Here is a 14,375-nt window from a genome sequence, read left to right on the forward strand (position 1 = left end):
ATGATCATATGCAAAACCCCGCGTGAAATTGAAATAATGAGAGAAGCTGGTAGGATTGTTGCTTTAACCCACCAAGAGTTAAAAAAACATATTACTCCTGGCATTACTACAAAAGAATTGGATGACATTGCCGATAATTTTATTCGTGCAAATAATGCAATCCCTTCTTTTAAAGGGTATAATGGGTTTCGTGGCAGTATCTGTGCTTCAGTTAATAACGAACTTGTTCACGGTATACCGGGAAAAAGAGTTCTTAAGGATGGCGATATTATTAGTATCGATATTGGTGCGAAATATAATAGCTACCATGGGGATTCAGCTTGGACGTATGCTGTCGGAAAAATAGATAATGATACACAAAAACTGTTGGATGTAACTGAAGATTCATTGTTTCTTGGCTTAAAAGAAGCAAAGCCAGGTGTACGTCTTTCAAACATCTCTCACGCGATCCAAACGTATGTAGAAGCTAACGGGTTTTCCATTGTTCGTGAGTATGTTGGACACGGAATTGGTCAAGACTTACATGAGGATCCTCAAATTCCTCATTATGGTCCACCAAATAAAGGTCCGAGATTAAAGCCTGGGATGGTACTGGCTATTGAACCCATGGTGAATGCAGGCAATCGCTACGTCAATACTCTTGCTGACAACTGGACGGTTGTCACGGTGGATGGGAAGATGTGTGCTCACTTCGAACATACAATTGCTATTACCGAAAATGGATATGAGATATTAACGAAAGCCTAAGTGAAGGTGATCTGATTGATCGAGTCTGATTCGACTCCCTATATAGGTCAAGTCGTATTAATAAAAAAGGGAAGAGATGCCGGCCAATTCGGCATTGTCATCCAACGGATTGATGATAAGTTTTTCCTTCTGGCTGATGGTGATAAACGAAAGTTTGACCGTCCTAAGAAAAAAAACATGCATCATCTGTATTTTTACGATTATATTTCTCCAGAAGTTCAAAACAGTATTTTTGAAACCGGGCGAGTCACAAATGGAAAGTTGCGGTTTGCGCTTGCTAAGTTTGTGAACGAAGTCCTTGATGATTTCATGAAGGGAGATGAGCTTGATGGCGAAAGACGATGTAATTGAAGTGGAAGGAAAAGTACTTGAGACTTTGCCTAACGCTATGTTTAAGGTAGAATTAGAAAATGGTCATACTGTTCTAGCTCACGTTTCTGGTAAGATCCGTATGCACTTTATCCGTATCCTACCTGGTGATAAAGTAACAGTTGAGTTGTCGCCGTATGATTTAACACGCGGACGTATTACGTACCGTTTTAAATAATCTATTTGCTCCGGACTACTAAGGAGGTAAGAATAAGATGAAAGTTAGACCATCTGTTAAACCGATCTGCGAGAAATGCAAAGTCATCCGCAGACGTGGTAAAGTAATGGTTATCTGTGAAAACCCAAAACATAAACAAAAACAAGGCTAATATAGAAGGAGGTGCACGCATTTATGGCACGTATTGCTGGTGTGGATATTCCACGTGACAAACGTATTGTCATTTCTTTGACTTATATCTATGGTATTGGTAAAAATTCAGCTCAAAAGATTCTTGCTGACGCAGGTGTTTCTGAAGACACTCGTGTGCGCGATTTGACTGAAGAAGAACTTGGAAAAATTCGTGATATCGTTGACAAGTATAAAGTTGAGGGTGATCTTCGTCGTGAAATCTCTCTTAACATTAAACGCTTAATGGAAATCGGTTCTTTCCGCGGGCTTCGTCACCGTCGTGGCTTGCCTGTTCGTGGTCAAAACACGAAAAATAACGCTCGGACTCGTAAAGGTCCTCGTAAGACTGTAGCGAACAAGAAAAAATAATAGGTAAAGGAGGTACATGCTAACATGGCACGTAAAACTAATACTCGTAAGCGTCGTGTGAAAAAGAATATCGAAGCTGGTATTGCTCACATTCGCTCTACTTTCAATAACACTATTGTAACGATTACTGACGTACATGGTAATGCTCTTTCATGGTCTAGTGCTGGTGCACTTGGTTTCAGAGGTTCTCGTAAATCTACGCCGTTTGCAGCACAAATGGCAGCTGAAACAGCAGCAAAAACAGCTATGGAACATGGTCTTAGAACTCTAGAAGTAACAGTTAAAGGACCAGGTGGAGGTCGTGAAGCAGCTATCCGTGCTCTTCAAGCTGCTGGTCTTGATGTAACAGCTATTAAAGATGTTACTCCTGTTCCACATAACGGATGCCGTCCACCAAAACGTCGTCGTGTTTAATTTCTCTGTATAGAATTCGTATCATTGTCTATAATGGGATATGATATGGTTTTTGTTGCAACAGATAAGACTTAATCCAGTTGTTGTGCACAATCGGGAATGTAAACATGGGGAATTTCGGGTAAGTATTCTTACCGAGGTTTCGACGTTGTAAAGGAGGGTAAATTTGAATGATCGAAATTGAAAAGCCAAAAATCGAAACGATTGAGGTCAGTGATGACGCTAAGTTTGGTAAGTTCGTCGTAGAACCACTTGAGCGTGGATATGGAACTACATTGGGTAACTCCTTACGTCGTATCCTTTTATCTTCACTCCCAGGTGCTGCTGTCACTTCTATTCAAATTGATGGTGTACTACATGAGTTCTCAACAATTGAAGGCGTTGTGGAAGATGTTACTTCTATCATTCTTAATATTAAAAAACTTGCGTTAAAGATTTATTCTGATGAAGAAAAAACGCTTGAAATTGATGTTCAAGGTGAAGGTAGCGTAACCGCAGCTGATATTACACATGATAGTGATGTAGAGATCTTAAATCCAGATTTACACATTGCAACATTGTCTAGTAACAGCCATTTTCGTATGCGTATCTCGGCTCAAAGTGGTCGTGGGTATACACCGGCTGATCAGAATAAACGCGAGGATCTTCCAATTGGCGTGATCCCAATCGACTCTATTTACACTCCAGTCTCACGCGTAAACTACCAAGTTGAAAACACTCGTGTTGGTCAATTGACGAATTTTGACAAACTATCACTCGATGTTTGGACAGATGGAAGCATTGGACCAAAAGAAGCGATTTCTCTAGGTGCGAAAATCCTTACAGAACATTTGAATATCTTTGTTGGGTTAACTGATGAAGCTCAAAAGGCTGAAATTATGGTTGAAAAAGAAGAGGACCAAAAAGAAAAGGTTCTTGAAATGACAATCGAAGAGCTTGATCTATCTGTTCGTTCTTATAACTGTTTAAAACGTGCTGGTATCAACACGGTTCAAGAGTTAGCGAATAAAACAGAAGAAGATATGATGAAAGTTCGTAACTTAGGACGTAAGTCACTTGAAGAAGTTAAAGCTAAACTAGATGAATTAGGCTTAGGTTTACGTAAAGATGACTGATATTCTTTAACGATATAAACATTCAACAAAGGAGGGAACCTTCATGGGCTACAGAAAGTTAGGGCGTACTAGCGCTCAGCGTAAAGCGATGCTTCGCGATTTAGCTACTGATTTAATTATCAGCGAGCGTATTGAAACGACAGAAGCTCGTGCGAAAGAACTTCGTTCTGTTGTAGATAAAATGATTACTCTTGGTAAGCGTGGAGATGTTCATGCACGTCGTCAAGCGTCTTCATTTATTCGTAACGAAGTAGCAAACGCGGAAACAAAACAAGATGCTGTACAAAAATTATTTGCTGATATCGCTCCACGTTACACTGAGCGTCAAGGTGGATATACTCGTATTATGAAACTTGGACCTCGTCGTGGTGACGGCGCACCAATGGTCATTATTGAGTTAGTTTAATAGTAGGAAATCTAGGGCAGGACAGTTAGACGTTAACTGCTTACTGCCCTTTTTCTGCAATTAGATGTCAAAGACTTCAAAAAGCAGAGCGTTATGATGAGCGTATCAAGCGTCTCGTCTAGCTCCATGCACCTCTTCCCCCGTTGCGGGCGTTCTTAGATGAACATGAAAAGCATTCAGCTTTTTATGGAATGAGGTGCAGGCTTTTTTTTGTATATACAGCTTTTTAATGATGAAGATTTATAGAGAGAAGATTGAGTTAAGCAGAGTTTAGAGGAGGATTAGAATGTCATCAGTTATTACGATTCGGGATGTCTCTTTTCAATACAATCCAGAACAACCTTTTGCCTTAAAAAACATTTCTTTAACAGTTGAAAAAGGAGAATGGTTAGCGATTGTGGGACATAATGGATCTGGTAAATCGACATTAGCTAAAATGCTAAATGGTCTTCACTTTCCCCAACAAGGAGAAGTTAAGGTTGAAGATCTGTTACTAAGTGAAGAACATATATGGGAGATCAGAAAGAAAATCGGTATGGTATTTCAAAATCCTGATAATCAGTTTGTCGGTGCTACTGTTCAGGATGATGTGGCTTTTGGTTTAGAAAACCATGGAATACCTCATGAAGAGATGGAAGAAAGAATTCATCATGCGCTAAGTTCCGTTCACATGCAAGATTTTCTTGATCAAGAGCCGCACCATCTTTCTGGAGGTCAAAAGCAACGAGTGGCCATTGCTGGAGTAATGGCCCTTAGTCCAGACATCATCATCCTTGATGAGGCGACGTCAATGTTAGACCCGAAAGGAAAAGAAGAAGTACTTCGAACAATTCGAGATTTAAAGGAACAAAAGCAAATTTCGATTATATCTATTACTCATGATCTTGAAGAAGCCACAAAGGCTGATCGTATGATTGTCTTGAATCAAGGTGAAGTATATAAAGAAGGAACACCTGATGAAATTTTTCAATTGGATGAAGAACTGGTTGCATTAGGGTTAGATATCCCCTTTTCAGCTAAAATGAGCAAAGCGTTAAAGAGGCAAGGATTTCATTTAGAGCAGAATTATTTAACAGAAGAAGAGTTGGTGAATGGTCTATGGATATCAAACTTCAACAAGTAAGTTATAAATATGCACAGGGAACCCCTTTTGAGCGCCAAGCTCTTTATGATGTTAGCCTTCATATACCTTCAAGAGAGTATATTGCCATTATTGGTCATACTGGATCAGGAAAATCCACTCTATTGCAACATTTAAATGCTCTATTACAGCCTACGAGTGGAGAAGTCCAAATAGGAGATTTGGTTGTTCGTTCCTCAAAAAAAGCAAAAAATCTAAAGAGCATTCGACAACAAGTAGGGATTGTTTTTCAGTTTCCTGAACATCAGCTGTTTGAAGAAACGGTCTTAAAGGATGTAATGTATGGACCGTTAAACTTTGGTGTTTCTACAGGTGAGGCTGAGGAAAGAGCTAGGAAATATATTGAACAAGTGGGGTTACCACAAGAAATAATAGACAAATCTCCGTTTGACCTCTCTGGTGGTCAAATGAGACGAGTCGCCATTGCGGGTGTATTAGCAATGCAGCCTAGTGTCCTAGTTTTAGACGAACCCACCGCCGGTCTAGACCCGAAAGGCAGAAAAGAAATTATGAACATGTTTTCTCGGTTACATCAGGAGGAAGGATTGACAACGATATTAGTTACACACAGTATGGAGGATGCAGCGAAGTATGCGAATAGGCTAATGATTATGCATAATGGACGCCTAGCTGAACAAGGATCACCTCGTGAAATTTTTTCCAATGGACCAAAACTTTCTTCCCTCGGCTTAGATGTACCCGAAGTGGTTCGTTTTCAACGCCACGTTGAGAGGAAATTAGGCAAAAAACTAGCGAAAATCTGTCTTACTGTTGAAGAATTGGCTACAGAACTTATGCAGTTATCAGTAGATGGTGATGAATTATGATGGAAAAACTGATTATTGGTCGTTTTGTTCCTCAAGATTCTATCGTTCATCGATTAGATCCTCGAGCGAAGTTATTATTTATTTTTTTCTTTATAGCTGTCGTGTTTTTGGCGAATAATGTTCTATCTTATGGCTTGTTAGCTTTATTTACTTTTTCACTCGTTACTTTAACAAAAATTCCGTTTTCCTTTATTGTAAATGGTTTAAAGCCCGTTTGGTGGTTAATCCTCTTTACTTTCCTTTTGCATGTCTTTTTTACAAAAGAGGGAAATGTGATTATTGATTTCCAGTTGTTTAAAGTTTATGAGGAAGGGTTTCGTCAAGGTGTGTTTATCTCAGTTCGATTCCTTTTATTGATCATTGTGACCTCACTACTGACGTTAACGACGACTCCAATATCTTTAACAGATGGACTAGAAACACTATTTGGTCCATTAAAAAAAGTTAAAATGCCTGTCCACGAAATAGCGCTAATGATGTCGATATCATTGCGATTTATACCTACACTAATGGAAGAAACTGAAAAAATAATGAAGGCGCAGTCTGCTAGAGGTTCAGATTTGGCGAGTGGTAGCATCAAAGGGCGTCTTCAAGCAGTGGTTCCTTTGTTAATCCCTCTATTTGTCAGTTCTTTTAAGCGGGCAGAGGATTTAGCGATTGCCATGGAAGCAAGAGGTTACCGTGGTGGTGAAGGAAGGACAAAATATCGACAATTGAAGTGGAAAAGAAGTGATACCCTTTCATTGCTAGTGTTAATAGGGTTAACGATGATATTATATTTATTACGTTCTTAATGGAGGATAACATGCAGCGTGTGAAATGTACGATTAGTTATGATGGAGCGATGTTCGCTGGCTATCAAGTTCAACCAGGAATGAGAACTGTTCAATCTGAGCTAGAAGATGCTTTAACAAAAATTCATAAGGGCAATTCTATGAAGGTCGTTGCTTCAGGTAGGACTGACGCAGGTGTGCATGCAGTAGGACAAGTGATTCATTTTGACACACCTTTAGACATTCCGCTAGATAGATGGCCGGTTGTGTTCAACTCCATTTTACCAAATGAAATTGTCGTATCTACTAGTGAATTTGTTGAGAGTGATTTCCACGCTCGTTATTCTGTTGATAAGAAGGAATACCGGTACAAGCTGAATATTAGACCCATTCCGAGCCCATTCACTCGTCATTATGCCTATCATTTTCCTTATGAATTGAATCTTGCAGAGATGCAAAAGGCCGCAAGTTTTTTTATTGGAATGCATGATTTCACCAGTTTTTGTTCAGCCAGAACAGATGTCGTGGATAAGATTAGAACAATTTCAGCTATTTCTATTGAAAGAACAGATGAAGAAATCCTCTTCACTTTTACTGGTAATGGTTTCCTATATAATATGGTGAGGATTTTAACGGGAACACTAATAGAAGTCGGTCAAAGAAGGCTACATCCGGAAGAAATGGCTGTTATTTTAGCCAAAAAAGACCGAGGTGCAGCTGGAAAGACGGCTCCTGCTCATGGATTATATCTTTGGAAAGTACAGTATCCTAATGACAACTAATCCTGGTGTAACATTTTCTTGACAACAAGACTAGAAAGCGATAAGATATCATATGGTATGAATTTTAACCCCACGATGAGCCCCGGAATCTTATTGTGACTAAATAAATACTCAAATTCATTGGATAATAATTTTTTAAATAATAGGAGGGTTAAACAATGCGTACGACGTATATGGCGAAAGCTAATCAAATCGAACGTAAATGGTACGTTGTTGACGCTGAAGGTAAGACTTTAGGTCGCCTTGCAAGCGAAGTAGCATCTATTTTACGCGGTAAACACAAACCAACTTTTACACCACATGTTGACACTGGTGATCATGTTATTCTTATCAATGCAGAGAAAATTGAACTTACAGGTAAGAAATTAACAGATAAAATTTACTACCGTCACAGCATGCACCCAGGTGGATTGAAAACTCGTACTGCGCTTGAAATGCGTACGAATTACGCTGAGAAAATGTTAGAGCTTGCGATTAAAGGCATGCTTCCAAAAGGTTCTCTTGGACGTCAAACTTTCAAAAAATTACACGTATATGCTGGTGCAGAACATCCACACCAAGCTCAACAACCTGAAGTTTACGAACTTCGCGGATAATTAATTAGAGGAGGACATTACCTTGACACAAGTTCAATATTATGGAACAGGTCGTCGTAAGAGCTCAGTTGCTCGCGTGCGTTTAGTACCAGGCGACGGTTCAATCGTTATCAATGATCGTGATGTAGAAAACTATATTCCATTCGCAGCTTTACGCGAAGTAATCAAACAACCACTAAATGTTACTGAAACGCTAGGCAACTATGATGTATTAGTAAACGTTCACGGTGGAGGATATACAGGTCAAGCTGGCGCAATTCGCCACGGTATCGCTCGTGCGTTACTACAAATTGACCCTGAATTCCGTACGCCTTTAAAACGCGCAGGATTGTTAACTCGTGACGCTCGTATGAAAGAACGTAAGAAATACGGTCTTAAAGGCGCTCGTCGTGCACCTCAGTTCTCGAAACGTTAATCTATTCATCATGAAAACCCCAGTCCTTGGACTGGGGTTTTTTGCTGCTTAATTCTCTCTCTTTTATTCAATACTTTCTCTTTTATTCGATGCCAATGTTTCCGGAATTGGGAAGGGATGATAGCATTTGCCAAGGATGGGCTTAGGGTTATTGTAGGAAAATACGTTCAAGGGGTGAATGCACTTGAATGTAATCACAACATTAAATGCAAAAAGACGGGAAAAACAAATCAAATATGAGCGTCGTCTTTTGAAAGAGATTTCGATAAAAATGCTATCAGAAAGTGTGAGGAAGTATTTTAATACCCTAAAGGTACAAGGGGGTATTTTCATGCAAGAGGGATTTGATGAAGCGTGTTACGATGTCGCGATTGAGTCATATCTTTTAGGTGGAAAAGTGAGTAGGTTAGGGCGGAATGAGGATAGAGTTAGTCAAATAAAATTATCAGTAGAGAGTGAACTAAAGCATCTTACTGATACGATTTTTAATTTTTGGTTATATTGGGCTGAGCTTGGTGTCGCATCCCCAGTGGACGAATCCTTCTACTATGCCTGTGAGCAATTTGTGAATAAGTGGTGGGAAGAAGGGTATCAAAAAGGCATTCAACGCCAGAAGCTACGTTTACACTAGAGGAAGTTAAGGTTCTAAAAGCACGTCTTGTCCCATATTCTTTTGTAGAGGCTGTTTTCGTGGAGTTTGTTGCTGTTCGAACCAGTCTATAAACGGGGGTAAAGCTTTGTTTCGGTTCATCTTTTCGTCTAATTCTGATGGGTATCAACCGCATAATGGGGGATTCCATCTAAAATTAAACTAATGAGCAACAATGTATACGAAAAGAGGCTTTGTAGAAGAGTTGGGAGGGGCGTTTAATGTTTCATAAAGTGAAAATCATCAGCTTTTTTGGAGCAGCCGTTATACTTTTAATTTTGTTTCAATTTACGATAGGAGACAATGATTCTTGGAAATCATGGAATCTACCTTTGTCGGGAAAAATTATTTACTTGGATCCAGGCCATGGAGGCCCAGACGGAGGAGCGGGTGACGAAGAAGCTTTAGAAAAGGATATCTCGTTAAAAGTAGCCCTTAAAGTAAAAGAATATTTGCAAGAACAAGGGGCACTTGTGTTACTAACTAGAGAAGAAGATACAGACTTAGCAGATAAAGGAACGAAAGGGTACAGTCGAAGAAAGTCAGAGGACTTAAAAAAAAGACTGCAAATGATTAATGAATCTGATGCTGACTTGTTTATTACCATTCATCTGAATTCCATCCCGTCTCCTAAATGGAATGGAGCGCAAACGTTTTATGCACCACATTATGTGGAGAATAAGCGAGTTGCAACTTTCATCCAAGCTGAGCTTGTTCGTAATTTAGAAAATACGGACCGGGAAGCAAAGATTATTCAGAATGTGTACTTACTTAAGTATGCTAAGAAGCCAGGTGCATTAGTAGAAATCGGCTTTTTATCAAACCCTGAGGAGAAACATCATCTTATGAAGGATTCTTATCAAGAGAGTGTATCAGCATCCATATATGAAGGAATCCTCCGATATTATACGAATGAAGCTGATTTGGAATGATCAAATCAGCTTTTACCTTTGAATAGAGTCTCGTAATGCCAAATTAATGGGGGATATGTTATACTGAAATATGATGAAAACGAATACATAATGAGGGACGGTGTTAGCGTGATTACGGAACAAAATGTTCAAGATATTCTAAGTGAAATGAAGGATCCTTTCTTACATAAAACGTTTGCTGAGACAAATGGAATCATTGAAATAAAAGTTAAACCAGAAAAAAGTCATGTAAGCGTGAAAGTAGCCATTGCTAAAACAGGTACGCCCGAGCAATTACAATTACAACAAGAAATTGTAAAAAATTTAAAATCAGCTGGAGCAGAATCTGTTGGAATTCGATTTGCAGACTTATCACCAGAAGAACTAGAGAAGCATAGAGGAATACCAAGCGAGAGTGAAAGCGACAACCTGCTATCACCCACCAACAAAACCACTTTTATTGCGGTTGCGAGCGGTAAAGGGGGAGTCGGTAAATCAACTGTATCCGTAAATTTAGCGGTCTCTCTAGCTCGATTAGGCAAAAAAGTCGGGTTAATTGACGCAGATATTTATGGATTTAGTGTTCCTGATATGATGGGAATCGTTAAACGACCTGTCGTGCGTGGGGAAAGTATCATTCCTGTTGAGCGTCTTGGGGTGAAAGTGATTTCTATGGGCTTTTTTGTCGAGGACAACGCTCCCGTCATTTGGAGAGGTCCGATGCTAGGGAAAATGCTCAATAACTTCTTTACAGAGGTAGAGTGGGGAGACTTAGATTATTTACTCTTAGATCTTCCGCCTGGAACAGGTGACGTGGCTTTAGATGTTCATACGATGCTTCCAAGTTGCAAAGAAATTATCGTTACAACTCCACATCCAACAGCTGCATTTGTCGCAGCTAGAGCGGGTGCTATGGCGCTTCAAACGGATCACTCAATCTTAGGTGTAGTAGAAAATATGTCGTATTATGAAAGTAAGAAAACCGGCGAAAAAGAATTTGTCTTTGGAAAAGGTGGAGGAGAGAAACTAGCAGATGAGCTTCAAACGGATTTGTTAGGGAAATTACCACTCCAACAACCTGATTGGGATGAAGCGGATTTTGCTCCTTCTGTATATGCTGAAGATCATCAGATTGGACAAATCTATCAAGGAATTGCCGAAAAAGTTATTGATCATTTATCGAAGTAGAAGTAAACAAGTTGGCCCATTGATCAATGAGTCAACTTGTTTTTTTATTGGAAAACCTAGTTCCAAACAAAACCCAAAAAATAAAGTTTTTTTTCAAGTAAAACCTATTTTGTGGAAGTGACTTTCAATTAAGGATGTTTTCGCAATAATTGTTGCTTTTTGGATTCGTTGGTATGTCACGACAAAGACTTTGTTAATCATGAGAACCTTGTACTTAATAACGACTGACTAGTTAACTTTGTCAAGAGGATTCTCCCCCTGAGCCTTCTCCGCCACCTTCTTCCTCGCCAGATTCGGAAGATTCTTGCTTCGGCTCTTCTTCTCCTGATTTTTTCTCTTCTCCACCACTGCCTTTCATCTCTTCTGCTGCTTTCATTAAGACATCTTGTAATTTAGTTTTAAATAAAGGACTTTCAAAGGTCTCGATAATAACTTCTTGCAAGTGTTCTCGATATTCTTTGCTTTTTAAGGATTCTTGAATTTCTTTTTGTAATTCAGGGTCTTTAAAAAGGTCCATCATCATCCCTTGATAAGCTGGGTCTTTCATTAAAGACTTGAGTAGTTTTTCGTTCTCTTTTTTCATGCTTTTTGCCATGGATTCAGCAAATTTTGGATCTTTAAAGGATTCTTTCCAAAAGTCCATACCCTTTTCAGAGGTTAGTGCTTCGGAAATCGTTTTCTTTACGATTTCCTCGTCCATAATTAGCTCTTGCTTTATTTTGTCATCTGCTACGACATCTTGAATCGCTTTTTTACCATCATCTGTTTTTAATATATCGACAACCATTTTTTTTGTTTCTTCATAATCCATCTGTCCATTGCTTGATTCTCCTCCTGAACAACCGGTTAGAAGTATGACGAGAAGGAGTAGAGGAAAGGGTTTTTTTATCATAGACGGGCTCCCTTCGCAAATCGATTTGTACCTATCTTTAATATGAGAAAATCGACAAATTTTATACGTTTCTATAGTTATTCTAGATTTTTCGCATAGCCATTGGTAAAATCAAAGGAGCATTCTAGTAAATTTACGTAAGGAGAATATAAAGAATGACTATCCGGAATTGGATTAAATTTTTCTTTTCTACTCTATTTCTTGGAGGAGTAGTGCATGTTTTATTTGGCTTTGTCATTCGTTGGAGCGAATTTTCTCCGTGGTTTAGTGAAATGAGCTTTGGGGAGATTATTCCTGCAACTTTTTGGCTGTTAGGCGTTGGTTTTACTTTCAGTGTGATCAGTCAAATGGGCTTTTTTGCGTATTTAACGATTCACCAATTTGGGGTTGGTTTTTTTAAGTCCATTTCACTTTGGAATAGTGTACAACTTGTTATTATTGCTTTAGTTTTATTTGATTTAGTGTACTTTCGGTTCCAAAAATTTGCGGGTGAAAATGAATCGATTGTCGGTTACTTTCTGCTAGCGATGGGAATACTCGCCTATGGCTTGGTGGTTGCGTATTTCAAATCCAAACAAACGAAAAATAGTACATTTGTTTCTGCCCTATTTTTTATGACGGTTGTGACAATATTAGAGTGGATCCCTGTGTTAACGGCGAATGAAAAGAGTTGGCTATTTCAAATGTTATTCACGCTATTAGTCTGTAACACGTATCAGCTATTAATGCTACCAAAATATATACAGCGGAAAGCGTAAAAAAGAGCCCTGACACGGGCTCTTTTTTTACTGAAGAGAAAGTATTAATTGAAAAAATTCGATATTTAGCTTCAGTCTTCAGCAATTTGAGGTGCTGAAATAAGTTGTTTTTTAAGGGAAGAATGACTAATTTTATGAAAGTCGCCGATAAGCGAGTAGATTCCGCGTTGATTTCTTAAGGAACAGTCTTTGTCTGTACATCTCCGTTAGAAATCAATTGCGATACTGTTACCAATTTCCCTTTGTTTTTTAACGTACTCACAACGTCAGGTAAGGCAGGCTTTGTTTGTTTAGCTGAATCGGAAGCGTGAAATAAGAGGATGTCCCCATCACTCGCTGATTGTATATTCTGTACGATTATATCAGTTCCTGGATTTGTCCAGTCATTCGAATTAATGCTCCAATGAACCAAGGTATAGCCAAGTGTATCGGCAATCGCAAGAACGGTCTTGTTGAAATCACCAGTTGGTGCACGTAGGAGTTTAATATTCTCCACCTTTAGCTTGTTGAAGACGTCTGTTGCTTTGGAAAGGTCTCTGCGGATTTCCTCTTTTTCCAGGCTAGTATAGTCTACATAGCTGTACCCGAGAATTCCGATTTCATATCCGGCTTCTTGAATTTCTTTCGTCAGGTCTGGATGCCTCTCTGCCCATGAACCAGAAAGAAAGAAAGTGGCGGATTTCACCTCTAATCTTTTTAATTCCTCTAGAATGGGTTTTGCTTTTTCATCGCCCCATCCGATGTTAAATGTTAGGGCGACTCCCTTTTCTCCTTTGAAAACAGCTTTAGGACCATCTTTGGTTGAAAAGACAGGTAAAAAACTAGAGCTTTGACTATATAGAAGGATAGCAGTAAAAAAAGAAATAATGATAATTAACGTAAGCAATTTTAAACGTTGGGCATTCCACACATAAAACCGTACCATTAACACACCCCCATAAAAACAGTCATGTATAAGCATATGTCAGCTTGTCTTGAAAATATGAGTAAAAAATGTTTATAAAAACCCCTCTTTATGGAAAAAACTACTGTAACATATAAAAAAGGGGTGTCAGAAATGTTTGGGATGATGATTCGTGAGGAAGAGAAAAAGGAAGTGGAATATTTATTAAAGAGGGAAATGGATGAAATTATTTTAGATATGGAGGATGAAAGGATTGATGGCATTGTAAAAAGGGCAATGCAAGAGCGATACAAGATCTTGCTTGCGCTGTTAAAGCGAGTAGGGAGCCAGTCGGATGTAATGAAATACATTGTCATACCAAAAGGAATTCAACAAAAAATAAACAAAGTAAAGAAAAAAGCAAAAAATATGAAGGAAACTATTGACGATACATATTAATCTTGTTATAGTAATAAACGTCGCTGATGCGGCAATGAAACAATTTAAAAAACATCAAAATACTTATTGACATATAAGAGATAAGATGTTACGATAGTCAAGTCGCTCAAACGGGACGACGATTGAACTTTGAAAACTGAAAAGACGAAACGTCAACGTTAATTTAAACGTAAGAACATAGATTCTTACAAAAAATGTTTTATGAGCAAGTCAAACTTAACTTTTATGGAGAGTTTGATCCTGGCTCAGGACGAACGCTGGCGGCGTGCCTAATACATGCAAGTCGAGCGAACAATGAGGAGCTTGCTCCTCATTGTTAGCGGCGGACGGGT

At 38.9% G+C, this 14,375-nt stretch carries 21 protein-coding genes and 1 rRNA gene; 20 read left to right on the forward strand and 2 right to left on the reverse strand.

Annotation, left to right across the window (positions count from 1 at the left end):
- From map to salA, 17 genes are all read left to right on the forward strand, one after another.
- Positions 1-747 carry a type I methionyl aminopeptidase gene (map, locus tag U8D43_RS15950; protein ID WP_335872184.1) on the forward strand — a complete coding sequence of 249 codons (747 nt, stop codon included), beginning with the start codon at positions 1-3 and terminating at the stop codon, positions 745-747.
- Positions 748-762: 15 nt separating this feature from the next.
- Entirely contained in the window at positions 763-1,098 is a 336-nt protein-coding gene (locus U8D43_RS15955) for a KOW motif-containing protein (RefSeq protein ID WP_335872185.1), read from the forward strand.
- Positions 1,076-1,294 (forward strand): translation initiation factor IF-1, encoded by a 219-nt coding sequence (infA, locus tag U8D43_RS15960; protein WP_071351372.1) that lies wholly within the window; start codon positions 1,076-1,078, stop codon positions 1,292-1,294. Before U8D43_RS15955 ends, infA begins: the two co-directional genes overlap by 23 nt.
- A gap of 37 nt (positions 1,295-1,331) precedes the next feature.
- Entirely contained in the window at positions 1,332-1,445 is a 114-nt protein-coding gene (gene rpmJ / locus U8D43_RS15965; protein ID WP_000868344.1) for a 50S ribosomal protein L36, read from the forward strand.
- Positions 1,446-1,468: 23 nt separating this feature from the next.
- Positions 1,469-1,834 (forward strand): 30S ribosomal protein S13, encoded by a 366-nt coding sequence (gene rpsM / locus U8D43_RS15970; RefSeq protein ID WP_335872186.1) that lies wholly within the window; start codon positions 1,469-1,471, stop codon positions 1,832-1,834.
- Between the two features lie 24 nt (positions 1,835-1,858).
- A complete protein-coding gene (gene rpsK, locus U8D43_RS15975; RefSeq protein ID WP_335872187.1) occupies positions 1,859-2,248 on the forward strand; it encodes a 30S ribosomal protein S11 in 390 nt (129 codons plus the stop codon).
- A gap of 170 nt (positions 2,249-2,418) precedes the next feature.
- The gene (locus U8D43_RS15980) at positions 2,419-3,363 is read left to right on the forward strand and encodes a DNA-directed RNA polymerase subunit alpha (protein WP_335872188.1); all 945 of its coding nucleotides are present in this window, start codon (positions 2,419-2,421) and stop codon (positions 3,361-3,363) included.
- A gap of 43 nt (positions 3,364-3,406) precedes the next feature.
- Complete coding sequence (gene rplQ, locus U8D43_RS15985) at positions 3,407-3,769, forward strand: 50S ribosomal protein L17 (protein WP_335872189.1); 363 nt, start codon at positions 3,407-3,409, stop codon at positions 3,767-3,769.
- 286 nt (positions 3,770-4,055) lie between these two features.
- Positions 4,056-4,892, forward strand: coding sequence for an energy-coupling factor ABC transporter ATP-binding protein (locus U8D43_RS15990; protein ID WP_335872190.1), 837 nt, complete (start codon positions 4,056-4,058; stop codon positions 4,890-4,892).
- Positions 4,868-5,737, forward strand: a complete 870-nt coding sequence (locus U8D43_RS15995) for an energy-coupling factor ABC transporter ATP-binding protein (protein ID WP_335872191.1) — start codon at positions 4,868-4,870, stop codon at positions 5,735-5,737. Before U8D43_RS15990 ends, U8D43_RS15995 begins: the two co-directional genes overlap by 25 nt.
- Positions 5,734-6,531 (forward strand): energy-coupling factor transporter transmembrane component T family protein, encoded by a 798-nt coding sequence (locus U8D43_RS16000; protein WP_335872192.1) that lies wholly within the window; start codon positions 5,734-5,736, stop codon positions 6,529-6,531. Before U8D43_RS15995 ends, U8D43_RS16000 begins: the two co-directional genes overlap by 4 nt.
- Before the next feature lie 11 nt (positions 6,532-6,542).
- A complete protein-coding gene (gene truA, locus U8D43_RS16005) occupies positions 6,543-7,292 on the forward strand; it encodes a tRNA pseudouridine(38-40) synthase TruA (RefSeq protein WP_335872193.1) in 750 nt (249 codons plus the stop codon).
- A gap of 158 nt (positions 7,293-7,450) precedes the next feature.
- Entirely contained in the window at positions 7,451-7,888 is a 438-nt protein-coding gene (rplM, locus tag U8D43_RS16010; RefSeq protein ID WP_335872194.1) for a 50S ribosomal protein L13, read from the forward strand.
- A gap of 22 nt (positions 7,889-7,910) precedes the next feature.
- Entirely contained in the window at positions 7,911-8,303 is a 393-nt protein-coding gene (rpsI, locus tag U8D43_RS16015; RefSeq protein WP_335872195.1) for a 30S ribosomal protein S9, read from the forward strand.
- 178 nt (positions 8,304-8,481) lie between these two features.
- On the forward strand, positions 8,482-8,934 hold the full coding sequence (locus U8D43_RS16020) for a DUF2521 family protein (RefSeq protein ID WP_335872196.1): 453 nt from the start codon (positions 8,482-8,484) through the stop codon (positions 8,932-8,934).
- 239 nt (positions 8,935-9,173) lie between these two features.
- Complete coding sequence (cwlD, locus tag U8D43_RS16025; RefSeq protein WP_335872197.1) at positions 9,174-9,884, forward strand: N-acetylmuramoyl-L-alanine amidase CwlD; 711 nt, start codon at positions 9,174-9,176, stop codon at positions 9,882-9,884.
- A 108-nt stretch (positions 9,885-9,992) separates the two neighbouring features.
- The gene (salA, locus tag U8D43_RS16030) at positions 9,993-11,051 is read left to right on the forward strand and encodes an iron-sulfur carrier protein/transcriptional regulator SalA (protein ID WP_335872198.1); all 1,059 of its coding nucleotides are present in this window, start codon (positions 9,993-9,995) and stop codon (positions 11,049-11,051) included.
- A gap of 241 nt (positions 11,052-11,292) precedes the next feature.
- On the opposite strand, the gene gerD is transcribed toward salA, so the two are convergent.
- On the reverse strand, positions 11,293-11,943 hold the full coding sequence (gerD, locus tag U8D43_RS16035; RefSeq protein WP_335872199.1) for a spore germination lipoprotein GerD: 651 nt from the start codon (positions 11,941-11,943) through the stop codon (positions 11,293-11,295).
- Positions 11,944-12,098: 155 nt separating this feature from the next.
- Between gerD and U8D43_RS16040 the strand changes: the two genes are divergently transcribed.
- Positions 12,099-12,701 carry a KinB-signaling pathway activation protein gene (locus U8D43_RS16040; protein WP_335872200.1) on the forward strand — a complete coding sequence of 201 codons (603 nt, stop codon included), beginning with the start codon at positions 12,099-12,101 and terminating at the stop codon, positions 12,699-12,701.
- A gap of 175 nt (positions 12,702-12,876) precedes the next feature.
- Here the strand turns inward: U8D43_RS16040 and pdaB are convergent, their stop codons facing one another.
- Positions 12,877-13,626 (reverse strand): polysaccharide deacetylase family sporulation protein PdaB, encoded by a 750-nt coding sequence (pdaB, locus tag U8D43_RS16045; protein WP_335872201.1) that lies wholly within the window; start codon positions 13,624-13,626, stop codon positions 12,877-12,879.
- A gap of 132 nt (positions 13,627-13,758) precedes the next feature.
- On the opposite strand from pdaB, the gene U8D43_RS16050 reads away from it, so the two are divergent.
- Together U8D43_RS16050 and U8D43_RS16055 are read left to right on the forward strand one after the other, a co-directional pair.
- Positions 13,759-14,043, forward strand: a complete 285-nt coding sequence (locus U8D43_RS16050) for a hypothetical protein (protein WP_335872202.1) — start codon at positions 13,759-13,761, stop codon at positions 14,041-14,043.
- A gap of 222 nt (positions 14,044-14,265) precedes the next feature.
- A 16S ribosomal RNA gene (locus tag U8D43_RS16055) occupies positions 14,266-14,375 on the forward strand; the annotation flags it as partial.

It is taken from the genome of Bacillus sp. 2205SS5-2 (genome assembly GCF_037024155.1).
Lineage (GTDB): Bacteria > Bacillota > Bacilli > Bacillales > Bacillaceae_K > Bacillus_CI.

Excerpts from the sequence above, each read along its gene's own strand:
- gerD (WP_335872199.1), bottom strand. The coding sequence starts at position 11,943 with ATGATAAAAAAACCCTTTCCTCTACTCCTTCTCGTCATACTTCTAACC.
- infA (WP_071351372.1), top strand. The coding sequence starts at position 1,076 with ATGGCGAAAGACGATGTAATTGAAGTGGAAGGAAAAGTACTTGAGACT.
- rplQ (WP_335872189.1), top strand. The coding sequence starts at position 3,407 with ATGGGCTACAGAAAGTTAGGGCGTACTAGCGCTCAGCGTAAAGCGATG.
- U8D43_RS15980 (WP_335872188.1), top strand. The coding sequence starts at position 2,419 with ATGATCGAAATTGAAAAGCCAAAAATCGAAACGATTGAGGTCAGTGAT.
- pdaB (WP_335872201.1), bottom strand. The coding sequence starts at position 13,626 with ATGGTACGGTTTTATGTGTGGAATGCCCAACGTTTAAAATTGCTTACG.
- U8D43_RS16050 (WP_335872202.1), top strand. The coding sequence starts at position 13,759 with ATGTTTGGGATGATGATTCGTGAGGAAGAGAAAAAGGAAGTGGAATAT.
- truA (WP_335872193.1), top strand. The coding sequence starts at position 6,543 with ATGCAGCGTGTGAAATGTACGATTAGTTATGATGGAGCGATGTTCGCT.
- U8D43_RS16040 (WP_335872200.1), top strand. The coding sequence starts at position 12,099 with ATGACTATCCGGAATTGGATTAAATTTTTCTTTTCTACTCTATTTCTT.
- rpsK (WP_335872187.1), top strand. The coding sequence starts at position 1,859 with ATGGCACGTAAAACTAATACTCGTAAGCGTCGTGTGAAAAAGAATATC.
- U8D43_RS15990 (WP_335872190.1), top strand. The coding sequence starts at position 4,056 with ATGTCATCAGTTATTACGATTCGGGATGTCTCTTTTCAATACAATCCA.
- U8D43_RS16000 (WP_335872192.1), top strand. The coding sequence starts at position 5,734 with ATGATGGAAAAACTGATTATTGGTCGTTTTGTTCCTCAAGATTCTATC.
- U8D43_RS16020 (WP_335872196.1), top strand. The coding sequence starts at position 8,482 with ATGCACTTGAATGTAATCACAACATTAAATGCAAAAAGACGGGAAAAA.
- rplM (WP_335872194.1), top strand. The coding sequence starts at position 7,451 with ATGCGTACGACGTATATGGCGAAAGCTAATCAAATCGAACGTAAATGG.
- U8D43_RS15995 (WP_335872191.1), top strand. The coding sequence starts at position 4,868 with ATGGATATCAAACTTCAACAAGTAAGTTATAAATATGCACAGGGAACC.
- map (WP_335872184.1), top strand. The coding sequence starts at position 1 with ATGATCATATGCAAAACCCCGCGTGAAATTGAAATAATGAGAGAAGCT.
- rpmJ (WP_000868344.1), top strand. The coding sequence starts at position 1,332 with ATGAAAGTTAGACCATCTGTTAAACCGATCTGCGAGAAATGCAAAGTC.
- cwlD (WP_335872197.1), top strand. The coding sequence starts at position 9,174 with ATGTTTCATAAAGTGAAAATCATCAGCTTTTTTGGAGCAGCCGTTATA.
- rpsM (WP_335872186.1), top strand. The coding sequence starts at position 1,469 with ATGGCACGTATTGCTGGTGTGGATATTCCACGTGACAAACGTATTGTC.